Genomic DNA, 18256 nt, shown 5'->3' with positions numbered 1-18256 from the left:
CGCGCAGGGTGAGCGCGCGCGGCCGAAGTTTTTTTTTCGCGTGCCCGTGGACTAGCAGCGGGGGGCGCTCCGTATACGGGGCATGAGCGACACTCCCGACCGCTTCGATGTGCTGGCCGAGCTCGGCGCGTTGCGCCGCTATGCCGGGTCGCTGTCGCGCGGCGGCGAGGAGGCCGAGGACCTCGTGCACGACACGCTGGTGCGCGCCTACGAGCGCCGCGCCACCTTCCGGCACGACCGCAACCTGCGCGTCTGGCTGATGTCGATCCTGCACAACTGCTTCATCGACCGCCTGCGCCGGCGGCGGGGCGAGACGGCGGGCGCGACCCGGGTGGCGGAGGTGAGCGAGACGGCGGCGCCGGCGGCGCAGGAACATTCCGTGCGCCTCGCCGAGGTGCGCGAGGCCTTCCTGGCGCTGCCGGACGACCAGCGGGCCGCCCTGCATCTGGTCGCCATCGAGGGGCTCACCTACGCGGAGGCGGCAGCCTCCCTCGGGGTGCCGGTCGGCACGGTGATGTCGCGCCTCGCCCGGGCGCGCGCGGCGCTGAGGGCGGTGGAGGACGGCACGCCGCTGTCGGGTCCCGCGCCGCGCCTGAGGATCGTCGGAGGCAACGATGAGCCACACTGAACCGGTGAGCGAGTTCGAGCTCGACGCCTATGTCGACGACCAGCTGTCGGCACCACGCCGCATCGCCGTCGAGGCATACCTCTCCGGCCAGCCGGCGCTGGCGATGCGCGTCATGGCGGACCTGCGCACCCGTGACGAACTGCGGCTGGCGCTCGCCGAGACCGCCCTGCCCCGTCGCCCTTCCACCACCGATGCCGCCCGCCGGCTGCAGCGCGGGCTCCGGCGCGGGGTGGTGATCGGCCACGTCCGCCGCGCCGCCGCGCTGGTGCTGCTCGTCGGCGCCGGCTGGATCGCCCACGCCGAGTTCGGGGCGCTCACCGTCGGCGACGTCGCCGCTTCGACGCAGCCCCCCTCCTACGTCGCGGCCGCCGTTATGGCGCATCGCACCGTGCTGCTGCGCGCCGAGATGGCGTCCCAGCCGGAGGTGCGCACCTTCGACCCGCAGGAGATCCGCGCCGCCACCGCCGTGGTGCTGCCGGAGCTGCCGGAGGGCTGGCAGGTGCGCGACGTGCAGGTGTTCCCCTCCGCCTACGGGCCGAGCGTCGAGATGGCGCTGCAGTCGCCCGAGCTCGGCGCCGCCTCGCTGTTCGCGGTGCGGCCCGGCGGCTTCGACGTCGTTTCGCCGACGGTGACCACCGAGGGCGAGCTCAGCGCCGCCCACTGGCAGGTGGGCGACGTCGCCTATGCGCTCGTCGCCGCCACCGGCGAGGGCGACGATCTCGACCGGGCGGCCGACCGGCTGGCCCGCACCCTCCACTGACCCCTTCAACGCAACCGGACGAGGCTTCGCCCATGACCAACGCAGGTTTCGGCTTCCCGCGCGGCACCGTCGCCGCCCCCATTGACCGCGCCGTCTTCGACGAGGGCCTGCGCCGCCACATGCTGCGCGTCTACAACTACATGGGCCTCGGGCTGGTGATGACGGGCCTCGTCGCCTTCATCGTCGCCTCGACGCCGGCCCTCTACGTGCCGATCTTCTCCACCCCGCTGAAGTGGGTGGTGATGCTGGCGCCGCTCGCCTTCGTGTTCTTCTTCGCCTTCCGCATCCAGACGATGACGGCCGCCACCGCCCAGCTGATGTTCTGGGCCTTCTGCGCCGTCATGGGGCTGTCGCTGTCGTCGGTGTTCCTGGTGTTCACCGGCACCAGCATCGCCCGGACGTTCTTCATCACGGCGGCGATGTTCGGGGCGACCAGCCTCTACGGCTACACGACGAAGCGGGACCTGTCGAAGTTCGGTTCGTTCCTGATCATGGGGCTGATCGGCGTGGTGATCGCGAGCCTCGTCAACCTGTTCGTCGGCTCGACGGCGCTGCAGTTCGCCATCTCGGTGATCGGCGTCCTCGTCTTCGTCGGCCTGACGGCGTGGGACACCCAGTCGATCAAGGAGCAGTACGCCGAACACTTCGGCGACGAGTCCCTGCAGAAGCTCGCCGTTTCCGGCGCGCTGTCGCTCTACCTCAACTTCGTCAACATCTTCCAGCTTCTGCTGGCCTTCACCGGTCAGCGGGAGGAGTGACACCCTCTCGGTACCAGCACGGAGCCACACCGATGGACAACAGCGACCGCCAGGCGATCGAGGGCCTGTTCCAGCGCCTCAACCAGGTCGAGAGCCAGTCGCCGCCGCGCGATGGCGAGGCCGAGGCGTTCATCCGCGCCGAGATCGCCCGCCAGCCCGGCGCGCCCTACTACATGGCCCAGACGATCGTCATGCAGGACTACGCCCTGCAGTCAGCGCAGGCCCGCATCGAGGAACTCGAGCAGGAGCTTTCCGCCCGCCCGGCCGGCGGGGGCGGACTGCTCGGCGGCCTGTTCGGCGGCGGCTCCCGCGAGCCGGCGCGGCCGCGGACGGTGCCACGCGTCGGCATGGGGGCCCAGCCGATGGCGGCCCAGCCGATGGGAGCGCCCGGCATGGGGGCACCGGGTGCCGGTGCCGCCGGCATGGGAGCGGCGGGCATGGGTGCCGCAGGCATGGCGCAGCGTCCGGGCGGCGGCTTCCTCGCCGGCGCGGCGCAGACGGCGATGGGCGTCGCCGGCGGCATGCTGCTCGGCAGCGCCATCGCCGGCATGTTCCAGGGCGATCAGGCCCAGGCGGCCGAGCCCGCCGCACCGCCGGCCGACGAGCCCCCCGCCGACGACGTCGGTGCCGCGGACATGGGAGGCGGCGACGAGGGCGGCGGCGGCTTCTTCGACAGCTTCTTCGGCGGCGACGAGCTCTGATCGACCGCGCGGGTGCGCCTAAACGGGCTCGCCGTGCCCACGACATGAAACCGCCGCCCCGGCCACCGGGGCGGCGCCCTCGTCCGACATCTCCGACGGCGCGCTATCTCCGCGCAAGCTCCGGCGGGACGGCGAGGACATCGAGCGGCGACGTCCGCAGCACCTGCTCCGTCACGCTGCCGAGGAACATCCGTGCGAGCGACGTCTTGGCGTGGGTCGAGACGACGACGAGATCCGCCTTCAGCTCCGCCGCCGCCGTAAGGATCTCGTTGGCGACCGTCGTGCCGTCATGACGGGCGATCGCCGCCGCGTCCCCGGCTCCACACGCGGCCATCAGCTCCGCCAGGGATTGCAACGCCGCGGCACGCTCTTGGTGCAGGTAGTCCTCCTGGTCCTCGTTCGACAGCGAATGCGCCATGGCGAGGCGCAGCGCCGGCGCGGCATAGACATGCAGCACCGTCCGGGCCGCATGCGCGCCGAACTTCAGCCTGCCCATGACCTGCAGGGTCTCGCGGGAGCCCTCCGAGAGATCGGTGGTCAGCAGGATGTGCCGGTAGGGTCCGACGGGGGGCGCATTCACCATCAGCACGGGCGTGGTAACGGCGCGGATCGTGCGCTCCGCCGTCGTCCCGACGAAGACGTCCCTCAGCAGCCGCCGACGGTGCGACCCGATCACCAACAGGTCCGGCTCACCCTCGGCGACCGCCTGCAGGATGCCGGCGAACGGATCGGCCAGCATCACACGCGCCTCGCAGGCGACGTCGTCCACGCTGCGCACCGTGGCGGCGAGCTCCTGCAGCAACGCTTCGGCATCCACTCGGTCCCGCTCGACAATACGGCGCGGCCGGTCGTCATCGACCACATGCAAGAGAACCAACCCCGCGTCGATCTCCTTCGCCATCAGGATCGCCCGACGCAGTGCACGGTCGGATCTTTCCGAGAAATCCGTCGCAAGCATGATCTTCGGCATCCGACACTCCTCGCAGATATATTGTCTCCCGTGGCGAATTCAGCATACTGAATTTGATCTTGGGTTGACGCAAATCAATTGAACTGGTCGCTTCGACACTACGGTTGAGGACGGACATGCGGCTGTCGGCGCCCGGATCTCGATCGGGCGGGGGGACCGTCGGCCGCCGGCGGTGTCGGCGCACCGTCGCGCGCGACGCCCGACCGATCTCGACAACCACCGCCGGGGGCGGGTCCGCTCTCGCGGCCTCTCTCCGCATCGACGAGGAGAACCGATGCCGCTGATGACACCATTCGCCGAAGTGGCACTTCTGCTCGCCATGGCGGCCGGCATCGGTCTCGTCGGCCTCCTCATGCGCCAGCCGCTGATCGTCAGCTTCATCGCAGTCGGCCTGATCGCCGGCCCCTCGGCGCTCGACGTCGTGCGATCGAATGACCAGATCGACCTTTTGTCGGAGCTCGGGATCGCCGTTCTGTTGTTCCTCGTCGGCATCAAGCTCGACGTGAAGCTGATCCGGTCGCTCGGTGCCGTCTCGATGATGACGGGCCTTGGCCAGGTCGCCTTCACCGCGTTCTTCGGCTACCTGATCGGGCTCGCCCTCGGCCTCGGCCACGTCACCAGCCTCTATGTGGCGGTGGCGCTGACATTCTCCTCGACGATCATCATCGTGAAGCTCCTGTCCGACAAGCGCGAGATCGATGCGCTGCACGGCCAGATCGCGCTCGGCTTCCTCATCGTCCAGGACCTGGTCGTCGTTCTGGCGATGATCCTGCTCTCCGCCATCGGCGTCGGCACGCCGGGAGACGGGCATGGCGGCGGCTCGCTGGTCTCCGCACTCGCCTCGGGCATCGCCCTGATCGTCGGCGTCGTCGTGTTCGTGCGCTATCTCGCCGACCCACTGACCGAGCGGCTCGCCAGAGCACCGGAACTGCTGGTGATCTTCGCCATCGCACTCGCGGCGATGTTTGCGGCGATCGGCGATGCGGTCGGTCTCGGCAAGGAGGTGGGCGGCCTGATGGCCGGCGTGGCGCTCGCCTCCACCCCCTACCGCGAAACCATCGCCGCCCGGCTCGCGCCGCTGCGCGACTTCCTGCTGCTGTTCTTCTTCATCGCCCTCGGGGCGACGCTCGACCTCTCGCTGCTGGGGGCCCACATCACCGGCGCGATCGTCTTCTCGCTCTTCGTGCTGATCGGCAATCCCTTGATCGTGCTCGCGATCATGGGTGCCATGGGCTACCGCAAGCGGACCGGGTTCCTCGCAGGCCTGACTGTCGCGCAGATCAGCGAGTTCTCCCTGATCTTCATCGCCATGGGCGTCAGCCTTGGTCATGTCGGCGAGGACGCCCTCGGGCTGGTGACGATGGTCGGCCTCGTGACCATCGCTGCGTCCACCTACATGATCACCTACTCTCACCAGCTCTATGCGTGGTGCGAGCCGCTGCTCGGCGGCTTCGAGCGCAAGGGCACGCCGCGCGAGCCGAGCGAGGCGGGCAGCCACCAGGGTGACGCCTACACGGTGATCGTCTTCGGGCTCGGGCGGTTCGGCACGGCGCTCGGGCTGCGCCTGAAGAAGCGCGGCATCCGCGTGCTGGGTGTCGACTTCAATCCTCTGGCGGTCCGGCGCTGGCGCGAGCTAGGTCTCGATACGGAGTTCGGCGATGCGACGGATCCGGAATTCGTGACGGAACTGCCGCTGGCGGGCGCCGCGTGGATCGTCTCGACCGTGCCGATCCACCCCACCGGCCTCAGTCACGAGGATACCCGTCGGACCCTCATCCAGCTGACCCGCACGGCCGGCTTCAACGGCCGCGTTGCCGTCGCCTCGCACAGCGCCAGCGATACGCAGGTGATGCTGAGCGCCGGGGCGGACATGGTGCTCGAGCCGTTCCAGGACGCCGCCGACCGGGCGGTGGCGCTTCTGTGTGGCGCCGAGGCGGAGGAGCGAACGCCGTTTCCACGGATCGCCACCGAAGAGCGATTGGGCATCTAAGATATCGTCGCTCCTCGGCCCGGGTGATCGCTGGGTCAACAGCTCTCCGGAGCCTCCGTGCCGCGCCCGTCCCGTTCCTGCGCCGCCAACCGGCTTGATCTGCGTCAAGTTCAAGGATCGATATCGACTGTAATCTTCACCTTACAAGAAGGGGAGGCAGTCGCATGAGGATCTTGTTCGTCCACCCGAACTACCGGTCAGGCGGCGCCGAGATCGCTGGCACCTGGCCACCCGCTTGGGTCGCCTACCTCACCGGCCACCTGCGGCAGGCGGGGTTCGACGACATCCACTTCATCGACGCGATGACGGACAACATCCCGGACGAGGAACTCGCCCGCAAGATCGCCGCCTGCGCCCCCGACGTCGTCGGCGTCACCTCGATTACCCCCTCGATCTACCGCGCGGAGGAGGTGCTGCGCATCGCCTCCGAGGTGGCGCCGCGGGCGGTCCGGGTGCTCGGCGGCGTGCACGCCACCTTCATGTACAAGCAGGTGCTGAGCGAAGCGCCGTGGGTGGACGTCATCGTCCGCGGCGAGGGCGAGGAGATCTGCACGGCGCTGATGAGCGCCATCCGCGACGGCCGCTGGCCGGCCGACCGGCGGGCGATCCACGGCCTCGCCTTCAGCGATGGCGAGGAGATCGTCGCGACGCCCGCCGCCTCCACCGTCAAGGACCTGTCGAAGATCAAGCCGGACTGGTCGATCCTCGAGTGGGCGAAATACATCTACATCCCGCTCGGCACGCGCGTGGCGATCCCCAACCTTGCCCGCGGCTGCCCGTTCACCTGCTCGTTCTGCTCGCAGTGGAAGTTCTGGCGCGACTACCGCGTCCGCGAGCCGAAGGACGTCGTCGACGAGATCGAGGATCTCGTGACGAACCACGGCGTCGGCTTCTTCATCCTCGCCGACGAGGAACCCACCATCAACAAGAAGAAGTTCATCGCCTTCTGCGAGGAACTGATCGCCCGTGGCCTGCCGGACCGCGTCAAATGGGGGATCAACACGCGGGTGACGGACATCTACCGCGACCGCGACCTGTTGAAGTTCTACCGCAAGGCCGGCCTCGTCCATGTCAGCCTCGGCACCGAGGCGGCCGCGCAGATGAAGCTCGACCAGTTCAACAAGGAAACGAAGGTCGACGAGAACAAGACGGCGATCCGGCTCCTACGCGAGGCCGACATCCTCGTCGAGGCGCAGTTCATCGTCGGCTTGGACAACGAGACGGCCGAGACGCTGGAAGAGACCTACAAGATGGCGTGGGACTGGCAGCCCGACCTCGCAAACTGGTCGATGTACACGCCCTGGCCGTTCACCCCGCTGTTCCAGGACCTCAAGGACAAGGTCGAGGTCTTCGATTTCTCGAAGTACAACTTCGTCACGCCGATCATGAAGCCGGCGGCGATGGAGCGCGGCGAGCTGCTCGATGGCGTCATGAACAACTACCGCCGCTTCTACATGAAGAAGGCGCTGTTCCACTATCCGTGGCGGGGCACGGGCTTCCGCCGGCGCTATCTGCTCGGCTGCCTCTACGCCTTCCTGAAGGCGGGCTTCCAGCGCACCTTCTACGACCTCGGCAAGGCCGGCTACTGGGGGCCGCAGACGAAGGCGACGGTGGACTTCCACTTCGACGAGACGCGCCAGATCGCCGAGGCGCAGGTCGACGACTGGGAGGCCGCAGCCGACCGGGCGGCGCGCGCCACCGAGCGGCGCGAGGCGGTCCGGGCGCAGATGAAGGAGCGCGGCGCGGCCCGCGTCTGCGGGGGCGGCACCGAGCAGATGGAGGCGGGCTGAGATGGCGCCGCCCCGCTCACCGGATCACACGCCGGCCTGATCGGCCCCAACGCCGTCCTCCAGCTCGTCGCCGTCCTCGAGCGCCACGAGGGGCCGGAGCGCGCCGCAGGCCTCCTCGCCGACGCCGGCCTCAAGGGCCTGCCGGACGGCGAGCACATGATCCCCGAGGGTGACGCCGCCCGCCTGCACCGGCGGCTGCGGGCGGAGTTTCCCGCCCGCGCCCCGGACCTCGCCCGCGAGGCGGGCTTCGCCACCGGCGACTACATCCTCGCCCACCGCATCCCGCGCATGGCGCAGGCCGTGCTGAAGCTCCTGCCGGCGCCGCTCGCCGCCCGCGCGCTGTCGAAGGCGATCGCCCGCCACGCCTGGACGTTCGCGGGCTCCGGCACGGTCCGCGCCGTCGATCCGTGGACCTTCGAGATCGACCACAATCCGCTCGTCCGCGGCGAGCACGGCCCGGCGCCGCTCTGCCACTGGCACGCCGCCGTCTTCGAGCGACTCTATGCGCGCCTCGTGCACCCCGGCGTGCGCTGCGTCGAGACGCGCTGCGGCGCCCAGCCGGGATCGCACACCTGCCGCTTCGAGGTGGTGCGCTGGCGGCGGGCGGACTGAGCGACCAACGCCGCCGGAGCCGGCGATGGGCGGATGTCTTTAGCCGGGGCCGACGCACCAACGTCGCCGCCGTTCAGAACCTTGTGAGCGGGACGGGTGGCGCCGTCGCCTTTCCCGCCAAGCTGGTGTATGCCGTCGCCTCCCCGCCCGGCCGTCGGCCGCGCCGGCGGGCCGCGGAGCCTCGTCCCGCTCGTGCAGTCCGGCCGAACGGAGCGCCGTCATGGACGCGCCAGCTATCGCCGGTCGCCCCCCGACCGTTCCCGACAGCACGCCGCTCGCGGTCAGGGCGCGCGGGCTCGTCAAGGTCTTCGGGACGATGCGCGCCGTCGACGGCATCGACCTCGACGTGCCGCGCGGCATGATCTTCGCCATCCTCGGCCCGAACGGCGCCGGCAAGACGACGCTGATGCGCATGCTCGCGACGCTGTCGACGCCGGACGCCGGTACCGCCACGGTGATGGGCCACGACCTGGTGGCGGATGCGCAGGCGGTGCGCGGCGAGATCGCGGTGACCGGCCAGTTCGCCTCGCTCGACGAGGACCTGACGGGGCGCGAGAACCTGATCCTGCTCGCCCGCCTGTGGGGCTTCCGCGGCCGGAGCGCCGGGGCGCGGGCCGACGAGCTGCTCGCTGCCTTCGACCTCTCTGATGCGGCTTCCAAGCAGGTGAAGGACTATTCGGGCGGTATGCGGCGAAGGCTCGACATCGCCGCCTCGCTGGTGGTGACGCCGGGTCTGCTCTTCCTCGACGAGCCGACCACCGGCCTCGACCCGAAGGCGCGCCAGGACGTCTGGCGCCTCATCCGGGCGCTCGCCGCCGGCGGCGTGACGATCCTCCTGACGACGCAATACCTCGACGAGGCCGACCAGCTCGCCGCCCGCATCGTCGTCATCGACCACGGCCGCAAGATCGCCGAGGGCACCAGCCGCGAGCTGAAGGCCGCCGTCGGCTCAGGCTTCCTGCACGTGGCGCTTGCCGACCCCACGCGCCTCGATGCGGCGGCGGAGCTGCTCGCGGCCCGCCTCGGCGCGGTGGTCAAGCGCAGTCCGGAGGGCGCGCGGCTGTCGGTGATGGCCGGCACCCCGCAGGCGGCAAACGAGGCGCTCGCCGCCCTCATCGCGGCGGGCATCGAGCTGTCGGACTTCTCGATGGCCTCGCCGAGCCTCGACGAGGTGTTCTTCGCGCTCACCGGCGGCGGCGACTCGGCGCCGGCGCAGGAGGTCAGGCCATGAGCGATGCGCCGATGAGCGACGCGCCGATGACAGAGACCGGCACCCCGCTGCTGCGCCCCGTCGCGCGTCCGCGGCCGCCGTCGGCGTTCTCGAACGCCCTCGTCTTCGGCTGGCGGGCGGTGCTGAAGTTCCGCCACGTGCCGGAGCAGTTGTTCGACCTTGTGATGACGCCGATCATGTTCACGCTGCTGTTCACCTTCGTGTTCGGCGGCGCGCTGGCTGGCTCACCCGGTGACTACCTGCAGGTGTTCATCCCCGGCATCCTGGTGCAGACGGTGGTCTTCAACGCCGTCTATTCCGGCATGGGGCTGTCGACCGACCTCGGCAAGGGGCTGTTCGACCGCTTCCGCTCCCTGCCGATCTGGCCGCTCGCCCCCTTCGCCGGCCTGATGGTGGGCGACATCCTGCGCCATCTGATCGCCGGCGGCATCATCCTCGGCATCGGGCTCGCGCTCGGCTACCGGCCGGAGGCGGGCGTGGTCGGTGTCGTCGCGGCGTTCCTGCTGCTCCTCGTCATCGGCTTCGGGGTCGGCTGGATCTTCCTCGTCCTCGGGCTGCTCTTGAAGACGCCGACGGCGGTGATGACCATCGGCTTCGCCTTCCTTTTCCCGATCAACTTCGCCTCCAACATCATGGTCGACCCGGCGACGATGCCCGACTGGCTGCAGTCCTTCGTCGACGTCAATCCGGTGTCGTTCATGACGACGGCCATGCGCGGCCTCATGGCCGGTACCGCGACGGTCAGCGAGGTGGCGCTGGCGCTCGCCGCCCCGGTGCTGCTGACGCTGGTGCTGGCGCCCGTGACGCTGGTTCTCTACCGGCGGCGGTGAGGGGCGGGGTGGCGGGAAACAGGTGCCCGTGGCCACTGCTGCCGCCCCGCCCTCTGAGCCACCCGCCGACGAGCAGTCGTCATTCCTTCGCCGCCGCTTCAGTCATCATTTTCCTTCCTCTCCGTCGTCATTCCCGGCCTTGTGCCGGGAACCCATGCAACGACAGCCCCGCCCGACCCCCTCGCGATGTCCCACCTGCGGCACCGAATGGGTTCCCGGCACAAGGCCGGGAATGACCTCGAGAGCGGGGAGAGGGCCGTGGCAACGTTCGAGAGCCCCCACATTCCCGTTGTGATCGCCCCCGTCCGGTGCTGAAATGCACTCCGGTGGCCGTGGCCGCCGTTCGGGCCGTCGCCAGCGACGTCGCGGCCCATCCCTCACCGACAGAGGCGCCTTCGCCGTCCGCATTTGCGGGCAGCGGGCGCCTTTTTTGCTTGCAGGTCCGATCAAGGGGTCCGGTCGCCGATACCCGCACGGGAGAAGCCGATGCCGCTCACCGCCTACCGCATCGCCGCCGAGCCGTTCTACCGGCCGGTCGCCGACGAGATCGCGCTGTTCGAGGCGGCCTGGCACCACCGCCTGCCGGTGATGCTGAAGGGCCCGACCGGCTGCGGCAAGACGCGCTTCGTCGAGCACATGGCCTGGCGGCTCGGCCGCCCGCTGGTCACCGTCGCGGCGCACGAGGACATGACAGCCTCCGACCTCGCCGGCCGCTTCCTGCTCGCGCCCGAAGGCACCGTCTGGCACGACGGGCCGCTGACGCTCGCCGTCCGCCACGGCGCCATCTGCTATCTCGACGAGATCGTCGAGGCGCGCCAGGACACGACAGTGGTCATCCACCCGCTCACCGACGCCCGCCGCATCCTGCCGCTCGACAAGAAGAACGAGCTCGTCCACGCCCACGAGGACTTCCAGCTCGTCGTCTCCTACAACCCCGGCTACCAGAGCGCGGTGAAGGACCTGAAGGAATCGACCAAGCAGCGCTTCATCGCCTTCGACTTTACCTATCCCGCCGCCGCCATCGAGGCGGAGATCGTCGCGGCCGAGGCGGGCGTCGGGAGCGAGGTCGCGGGCCGGCTCGTCGACATCGCCGCCCTGTCGCGCAACCTCAAGGGCCACGGCCTCGACGAGGGTGCCTCGACGCGCATGCTGATCCACGCCGGGCGGCTGATCCGCGGCGGCGTCGGCATCGAGGCTGCCGTGCGCTCCAGCATCGTGCTGCCGATAACCGACGACCGCGACGTCCGCGAGGCGCTGTCGAGCGCCATCGCCGCAGCCCTCCCCTGAGCGGCCCGTGACGCCCCCGCCACGCCTTGCGGTCGTCACCACGCCGCCCGACCGCTCGGTGACGCGGCTGCACCGGCTGGTGCGCCAGCGCGAGGCACTCCGGCCGACCTTCCAGGACGCCTGGACACGGATCGCTAATGCCGCCGACGACGCGGCGCTCGATCGCTGGGCCGAGGCCGTCATCGAGCTCGCCTTCGTCAATGCCGGCCCGGCCTGCCTGATCGCCTTCTGGCGGGCGAGCGCCGAGCAACAGGCGGGACTGGAGACCCACGCCGCCGTCGGTCGCAGCGCGGCGGAAGTTTGCCGCCATGCTGGCCAGGCGGCGACGCTTGCCGCCCTCGACGCCCTGCCCCGACTCGCCCGCCGGCTGCCGCCGCAGGAGATGCAAGCGTGGTGGCGGGCGCTGGAGCGGCTCGCCCGGGCGGCGCCGGAGTCCGTCTCGCCGGCGGCCCGTGCCGTGGAGCGCATTCAGGAGAGCTGCGGCAGTGCGCACGGCTTCGAGGCCTTCGTCTCGGCCGGGCTCAAGGCCTGCGGCGGCGACAAGGGCAAGCGCCGGGCGTTCTTCGCGCTGGAGGACCCGGCGGCGCGCCAGGTGCTCGACCGTCTCGCCGGCAGCATCGGCTTCGCCGAGGTGGAGAGGCCGCTGAAGGTGCTTTTGACGGCGCTGTTCGGCGAACCGCCGCAGCTGCGCGCGCTCACCGCCGGCGCCGACCGCGCCCTGCCGCGGCGGGCGAACATCGCCGGTCCGCTGATCCGCCTGCCCGAGGTCTTCCGCGGCGTGCCGGCGGCGGAAGCGACGCGGCTCTACCGGGCGGCCGCCGTGCACGCCGCCGCCCACCAAGCCTTCTCCGGCCCGCCGGTGCCGGTCGGCACGCTGAAGCCCCTGCAGCTGGCGCTGACCGGCGTCATCGAGGACGCCCGCGTCGAGGCGCTGGCGATGCGCCGGCTGCCGGGCCTCCGGCGGCTGTGGGCGCCGTTCCATGTCGCAGCACCCGCGGGCTTCGCCACCGCCGGCACCATCCTCGCCCGCATCGCCCGCGCCCTGTTCGACCCGAATCACGCCGACGACAGCGGCTTCGTCGAGAAGGCGCGCGCGCTGTTCGCGGCCGAGGTCGCGAGCGGCAACCTCGAGGACCGCGCCATGAGCCGGCGCATCGGCGGTCTGATCGGCAACGATATCGGACAGGCGCGCCTGCAGTTCGACGCCAAGGGCTACGTGGTCGAGCCGGCCTATCGCGACGACAATCTCGGCCTGTGGGACTTCGACGATCCCTCGGCGCCGGTCGAGAGCGTCGAGGTGGCGGTCGACGCCGTCCGCCTCCGCCAGACGGAGGAGCCCGAGGAGGCCGACCGCGAGCGCGAGGAGACCGAGGAGCGCCGCGGCGCCGCCGGCCGGGCCCGCAGCGTCGCCGCCGACGACCGCGGCGTCGTCGTGGCCCGCTACCCCGAGTGGGACCGCGCCGCCGCAATCGAGCGGCCCGACTGGACCACCGTGCGCGAGGTCGCCGCTCCGCCGGGCGATCCGGCCGTGATCGAGCGGCTTCTCGACGGCGAGCCGGGCCTGCGCGCCCGCGTCACCCGGCTGGTGCGCGCCAGCCGCATCGGCCGCGCCGGCGTGAGGAAGCGCCAGCCGGACGGCTTCGACCTCGACCTCGACGCGGTGCTGGAGGCCGGCATCGCCCAGCGCACCGGCGAGCTCCCCGACGACCGCCTCTACCGCACCCGCGCCCGCCCCGCCCGCGACCTCGCCGTCTCGGTGCTGGTCGACGTGTCGGAATCGACCCGTGACCGCGTCGACAAGGGCGTCACCGTGCTCGACATCGAGCGCGCCGCCGTCGCCCACCTCGCCGAGGCGATGACGAGCCTCGGCGACCGCTTCGCCCTGTCCGCCTTCGCGTCCGCCGGCCGCGACGACGTCCGCCACGTCCGCATCAAGGATTTTGTCGAGCCCTACGACGGCGGCGCGCGGTCGCGGCTCGCTGGCCTCGCGCCGGGGCTCTCGACCCGCCTCGGCGCGGCGCTCCGCCATGCCGGCGCGGAGATCGCCGGGATCCGCAGCCACCGCAAGCTGGTGCTGGTGCTCTCCGACGGCGAGCCCGCCGACATCGACGTCGAGGACCCGCTGGACCTCGTCGAGGACGCCCGCCGCGCCGTGCTGGGTCTCAAGCACCGCGGCATCGACGTCTTCGGCATCGGCATCGGCGCAGGGACCGCGGGGGCGGGTGCGGCGGTGTTCGGCCGCTCGAACCACCTGGCACTGAGACGGATCGCCGACCTGCCGGCGCGGTTGTCGGAGTGCTACTTCCGACTGTCGCGGGCCTGAGCGGCCAAGCGGGCTTGGGCCTTAACCGGCCGATCCGTCTGCACGCCATCTGTGTTCACGGCGCCCGCGTGCATCCCCTTCTCCCACCGGCAGGTGGGAGAAGGTCCCGGCAGGGGGATGAGGGCGCGCGGCGTGAGCCGCGCGGGCGGCAAGTAAGGCCGACGCCCTGCCCGCGGCCCCCCTCCCTACCCTCCCCCACGAGGGGGGAGGGTTCGCGTTGCGTTTTTGGGCAGGCCGTTTGCCCCAAGCACAAGGGAAACCCTCCCCCCTCGTGGGGGAGGGTAGGGAGGGGGGCCCCACGGCATACCGCCTGCGGGGTTCGCGCGACTGCCGCGCAGACCGCGCGACCGGCGGCACATAGATATGAGAGCGATGGAGTCCGCGTCTTCCGCTCCTGCGGAGCGGCCCTCATCCGCCCTTCGGGCACCTTCTCCCGCTAGACGCGGGAGAAGGGATGCGTGGCCGCGCTGTGCCTACTTCCGCCGCCGCGCCGGCGGTGTCCCGAGCATCGCCTCGAACCCGACTGCGAACACGGCGTCCATCGCCCGCGCCAGCGCACCGCCGGCGGGCGCAAGAAGCCGCACCGCGAGGCCGGCGCCGTTCGGGGCGGGGCCGGTGCCGGCGATGCAGCCGTGCGCCGCCACCGCCGCCTCGATCGCCACCGGCGCCGGCAGCCGATCCGGCGGCGCCAACAGCAGCGCGGTGCCGAAGGCGGCGTAGCAGCCGAGGGGCGAGCGCGGGCCGGCAAGCTCCGCGCCGTCGACGCCGCCACGATCGGCGAGTAGCACGCGGCCGGCGGTATCGCGCACCACGGTCGCGCCGTCCCAGCGCTCGAACGCCGCGGCGTGGCCTCCCGGATCGTGGCGGCAGACGCCGTCGGTGAGGATCGCCATCGCGCCGGGCGCGAGATCGACGGTGATCTCGGAGGCGAAGGCGGCGCCGGGGAACATCACCACCGGGTCCGGCACGAAGGCGCAGAACGCCCCCTCCCCCACCGAAATCGACACCGCCTGCCGGCAGCCCTCGCCGCGGCTGTCGTGCACCACCGTCGCCGCCTGCGTGGTGACGTGCACCGCCGCGCCGGCGGCGACCTCCAGCGCCAGCGCCACGTCGTCGCCGCGATAGAAGCCGCCGGAGGCGGACTGCAGGTAGAGCGTCGCGAGCCCCGGCCGCGCCGCCTCGATGTGGAACGGCCGGGTGACGTGCACCGGATAGGGGACGTGCTGGCGGACGAGGCGGGTGCAGCCGCCGGCGACCGCGAAGGCGAGCCGCGCCTCGGCGCGGCGGCCGGCCGGTGGCGCGGGCGCCAGCATCAGTCGCGGAACAGGACGGCCGAGGCGATGGCGTCCGCCACGTCCTCGACACCGTGACCGGCGCGCAGGTCGGTGGCAATCACCGGCTTGCCCTGCCGAACCGCCCTCGCCTCGGCCAGCATGCGGTCGAGATCGACGCCGACGTGCGGGGCGAGGTCGGTCTTGTTGACCACCAGCAGGTCGCAGCGCACCACCCCCGGCCCCTTCTTGCGCGGGATGTCGTCGCCGCCGGCGACGTCGATGACGAAGATCCACCAGTCGACGAGGTCGAGCGAGAAAGTCGAGGCGAGGTTGTCGCCGCCGGATTCGAACAGGATCAGCTCGAGGCCATGGAAACGCGCCTCCAGCTCGTCGCCGGCGACGATGTTGAGGGTCGGGTCCTCGCGGATGACGGTGTGCGGGCAGGCGCCGGCCTCGACGGCGGATACCCGCGCCGGGTCAATCAGGCCGGAGCGGCGCAGCCGTTCGGCGTCTTCCTTGGTGACGAGGTCGTTGGTGACCACGGCGAGGTCGACGCCGCGTGCCGTCAGCGCCGGGATCAGCCGCTCGATCAGCGCCGTCTTGCCGGAGCCGACCGGCCCGCCGATGCCGACGCGGGCCGCCGAGGGTGCTGCCTGCGCGGCGGTGGCGGCGAGGGAGGGACGCATCGCGGTCATCGCAGCATGTAGCGCTGGGCAAGCGGCAGCACCGCCGCCGGCTCGCAGGTGGCGAGCACGCCGTCGACGAACACATCAAACGTCTGCGGGTCGACGCGGATGTCCGGGCAGGCGTCGTTGAACAGCATGTCGGACTTGCGCAGGGTGCGCGTGCCCGAGGCCGGCAGCAGCCGCTTCGACAGCCCGAGGCTGGCGGCGAGCCCGTTCTCGATCGCCAGCGGATGGACGAAGCAGGCCGACAGCGCCGGCGCGGCACGGCCGAAGGCGCCCCATTGCGGGCGCAGCATCACCGGCTCGCAGGTCATCAGCGAGGCCGCGCTGTCGCCCATCGCCCCCCAGGCGATGAAGCCGCCCTTGATGACGAGCTCCGGCTTGATGCCGAAGAAGGCCGGCCTCCAGACGACGATGTCGGCGAGCTTGCCGTCTTCCAGCGAGCCGATGTGCTCGGCGATGCCGAAGCTGCGGGCGGCGTTGATCGTGTACTTGGCGATGTAGCGGCGGATGCGGGCGTTGTCGCCGAAGCCCGGCCGGTCCTCCGGCAGAGGCCCGCGCTGGTCCTTCATCTTCGAGGCGAGCTGCCAGGTCCGGCAGATCACCTCGTGGATGCGCCCCATGCCCTGGCTGTCGGAGCCGAGCATGGAGATCGCGCCGATGTCGTGCAGCACGTCTTCCGCCGCGATCGTCTGCGGCCGGATGCGGCTCTCGGCGAACGCCACGTCCTCGGGGATCGCCGGGTTGAGGTGATGGCACACCATCGTCATGTCGAGGTGTTCGTCGAAGGTGTTGACCGTGTAGGGGTTGGTCGGGTTGGTCGACGACGGCAGGCAGTTCGCCACGCCGGCGACGCGGATGATATCCGGCGCGTGGCCGCCGCCCGCCCCCTCGGTGTGGTACATGTGGATGGTGCGGTCGCCGATCGCCGCCAGCGTGTCCTCGACGAAGCCCGACTCGTTCAGCGTGTCGGTGTGGAGCTGCACCTGGAAATCGAGCTCGTCGGCCACCGCCAGGCAGGCGTCGATGGTCGCCGGCATCGCCCCCCAGTCCTCGTGGATCTTCAGGCCCAGGCACCCGGTCTTCAGCTGCTCGACGAGCGAGGCCGGCTTGTGGGAGTTGCCGCGGCCGAGGAAGCCGAAGTTCATCGGCCAGGCTTCGGCCGCCTGCAGCATCTTGCCGGTGTTGAACGGCCCGCCGGAATCGATGCCGACCGTGATCGGCCCGAGCGAGCCGCCGAGCATCGTCGTGATGCCGCTCGAAATGGCGTGCTCGACGAGGCCTGCGGAATCGAAGTGGACGTGCACGTCGATCGCGCCGGGCGTGGCGATCAGGCCCTCGCAGTCGCGCACGGTGGTGGCGGCGGAGACGATCAGGCGCGGGTCGACGCCGTCCATGATCGCCGGGTTGCCGGCCTTGCCGAGCCCGACGATGCGGCCGTCGCGTATGCCGAGGTCGCCCTTGATGATGCCGAGAACGGGATCGATGACCAGCACATTGCAGAGCAGGAAGTCGAGCGCGCCCTCCGCACTGGTGACGCCGGCGGCCAGCCCGATGCCGTCGCGCAGCGTCTTGCCGCCGCCGTGCAGGCACTCGTCGCCGTAGACGGCATGGTCCTTCTCGACGACGGCGATGAGGGAGGTGTCGGCGAGGCGGACGCCGTCGCCGACGGTCGGGCCGTAGAGGGCGGCGTAGTCGCGGCGGGGGATGACGGCCATCCTCAGGCTCCCTTGAAGCCGGCGGCGCGGGCACGGGCGAGCGCGGCCGGCAGGGCGTCCGGTCCGGTGGCGCCGTCGGCGAGCGCGTTGAGGCCGGTCACCTCGCGCCGGCCGCCGAAGGTCACCAGCGGCACGGTCTTCTCCACGCCCGGCTCGAAGCGGACGGCGGTGCCGGCGGCGATGTCGAGGCGCATGCCGAAGGCCGCCGCGCGGTCGAAGTCGAGCGCCTTGTTGACCTCGAAGAAGTGGAAGTGCGAGCCGACCTGGATCGGCCGGTCGCCGGTGTTGACCACTGTCACGGCGGCGCGAGTTCGGCCGGCATTGAGCTCGACGTCGCCTTCGCCGGCGAGCACGGCGCCGGGCACCAGCGGGTCGGCAGCGGAGCCTTCGACCGGGCGGATCGGCTCGTGGACGGTGACGAGCTTGGTGCCGTCGGGGAAGACGCATTCGACCTGCAGGATCGGCACCATCGTCGGCACGCCGGCCATGACGTCGCCGGCCGTCAGGATCGCCGAGCCGAGGCCCATCAGCTCGGCCACCGTGCGCCCCTCGCGGGCGCCTTCGAGAATCTCGTCGGTGATGATGGCGACCGCCTCCGGGTGGTTGAGCTTCAGCCCTTTGGCGCGGCGCTTTCGGGCGAGCTCGGCCGCCGTGAAGATCGTCAGCCGCTCGAGCTCGGTGGGCGTCAGCAGCATCGC

16 protein-coding genes are annotated in these 18256 nt (G+C 71.2%); 11 read left to right on the top strand and 5 right to left on the bottom strand.

Annotated features, from left to right (window positions below):
* Positions 1–82: 82 nt before the first annotated feature.
* Genes RUR49_RS24030 through RUR49_RS24015 form a run of 4 tightly spaced genes read left to right on the top strand, consistent with a single transcriptional unit; the run spans position 83 to position 2847 of the window.
* Positions 83–628, top strand: a complete 546-nt coding sequence (locus RUR49_RS24030; protein WP_409148978.1) for a sigma-70 family RNA polymerase sigma factor — start codon at positions 83–85, stop codon at positions 626–628.
* The gene (locus tag RUR49_RS24025; protein ID WP_409148977.1) at positions 615–1388 is read left to right on the top strand and encodes an anti-sigma factor family protein; all 774 of its coding nucleotides are present in this window, start codon (positions 615–617) and stop codon (positions 1386–1388) included. The genes RUR49_RS24030 and RUR49_RS24025 overlap by 14 nt, the downstream gene beginning before the upstream one ends.
* 32 nt (positions 1389–1420) lie before the next feature.
* Positions 1421–2146, top strand: coding sequence for a Bax inhibitor-1/YccA family protein (locus tag RUR49_RS24020; protein WP_409148976.1), 726 nt, complete (start codon positions 1421–1423; stop codon positions 2144–2146).
* Positions 2147–2178: 32 nt separating this feature from the next.
* Positions 2179–2847: a DUF2076 domain-containing protein gene (locus RUR49_RS24015; protein ID WP_409148975.1), complete on the top strand. Its 669-nt coding sequence runs from the start codon at positions 2179–2181 to the stop codon at positions 2845–2847.
* A gap of 103 nt (positions 2848–2950) precedes the next feature.
* Here RUR49_RS24015 and RUR49_RS24010 read toward each other — a convergent pair whose 3' ends face one another.
* Positions 2951–3817, bottom strand: coding sequence for a universal stress protein (locus tag RUR49_RS24010; protein ID WP_409148974.1), 867 nt, complete (start codon positions 3815–3817; stop codon positions 2951–2953).
* Positions 3818–4100: 283 nt separating this feature from the next.
* Here RUR49_RS24010 and RUR49_RS24005 point away from each other — a divergent pair, with 283 nt between their 5' ends.
* The 7 genes from RUR49_RS24005 to RUR49_RS23975 all read left to right on the top strand — a co-directional run bounded on the left by RUR49_RS24005 (position 4101) and on the right by RUR49_RS23975 (position 13880).
* Positions 4101–5807 (top strand): cation:proton antiporter, encoded by a 1707-nt coding sequence (locus RUR49_RS24005; protein WP_409148973.1) that lies wholly within the window; start codon positions 4101–4103, stop codon positions 5805–5807.
* 164 nt (positions 5808–5971) lie between these two features.
* Entirely contained in the window at positions 5972–7597 is a 1626-nt protein-coding gene (bchE, locus tag RUR49_RS24000) for a magnesium-protoporphyrin IX monomethyl ester anaerobic oxidative cyclase (protein ID WP_409148972.1), read from the top strand.
* 36 nt (positions 7598–7633) lie between these two features.
* Complete coding sequence (bchJ, locus tag RUR49_RS23995; RefSeq protein WP_409149002.1) at positions 7634–8209, top strand: bacteriochlorophyll 4-vinyl reductase; 576 nt, start codon at positions 7634–7636, stop codon at positions 8207–8209.
* 220 nt (positions 8210–8429) lie between these two features.
* A complete protein-coding gene (locus RUR49_RS23990; protein WP_409148971.1) occupies positions 8430–9440 on the top strand; it encodes an ATP-binding cassette domain-containing protein in 1011 nt (336 codons plus the stop codon).
* Positions 9437–10270: an ABC transporter permease gene (locus RUR49_RS23985; protein ID WP_409148970.1), complete on the top strand. Its 834-nt coding sequence runs from the start codon at positions 9437–9439 to the stop codon at positions 10268–10270. The genes RUR49_RS23990 and RUR49_RS23985 overlap by 4 nt, the downstream gene beginning before the upstream one ends.
* Positions 10271–10756: 486 nt before the next feature.
* Positions 10757–11557, top strand: coding sequence for a CbbQ/NirQ/NorQ/GpvN family protein (locus tag RUR49_RS23980; protein ID WP_409148969.1), 801 nt, complete (start codon positions 10757–10759; stop codon positions 11555–11557).
* 7 nt (positions 11558–11564) lie between these two features.
* Positions 11565–13880, top strand: coding sequence for a VWA domain-containing protein (locus tag RUR49_RS23975; RefSeq protein WP_409148968.1), 2316 nt, complete (start codon positions 11565–11567; stop codon positions 13878–13880).
* A 473-nt stretch (positions 13881–14353) separates the two neighbouring features.
* On the opposite strand, the gene RUR49_RS23970 is transcribed toward RUR49_RS23975, so the two are convergent.
* From RUR49_RS23970 to RUR49_RS23955, 4 genes are read right to left on the bottom strand one after another with little or no spacing between them, the layout of a single operon-like run.
* Positions 14354–15193 carry an urease accessory protein UreD gene (locus RUR49_RS23970; RefSeq protein ID WP_409148967.1) on the bottom strand — a complete coding sequence of 280 codons (840 nt, stop codon included), beginning with the start codon at positions 15191–15193 and terminating at the stop codon, positions 14354–14356.
* Positions 15193–15840: an urease accessory protein UreG gene (gene ureG, locus RUR49_RS23965; protein ID WP_409148966.1), complete on the bottom strand. Its 648-nt coding sequence runs from the start codon at positions 15838–15840 to the stop codon at positions 15193–15195. The genes RUR49_RS23970 and ureG overlap by 1 nt, the downstream gene beginning before the upstream one ends.
* A 5-nt stretch (positions 15841–15845) precedes the next feature.
* On the bottom strand, positions 15846–17558 hold the full coding sequence (gene ureC / locus RUR49_RS23960; protein WP_409148965.1) for an urease subunit alpha: 1713 nt from the start codon (positions 17556–17558) through the stop codon (positions 15846–15848).
* A 2-nt stretch (positions 17559–17560) separates the two neighbouring features.
* Positions 17561–18253: an urease subunit gamma gene (locus RUR49_RS23955; protein ID WP_409148964.1), complete on the bottom strand. Its 693-nt coding sequence runs from the start codon at positions 18251–18253 to the stop codon at positions 17561–17563.
* Positions 18254–18256: the final 3 nt, after the last annotated feature.

The sequence above is a fragment of the Pseudoxanthobacter sp. M-2 genome, assembly GCF_046156265.1.
GTDB lineage: Bacteria > Pseudomonadota > Alphaproteobacteria > Rhizobiales > Segnochrobactraceae > CAMDHY01.
This window is presented reverse-complemented; position numbering and strand designations above follow the sequence as displayed.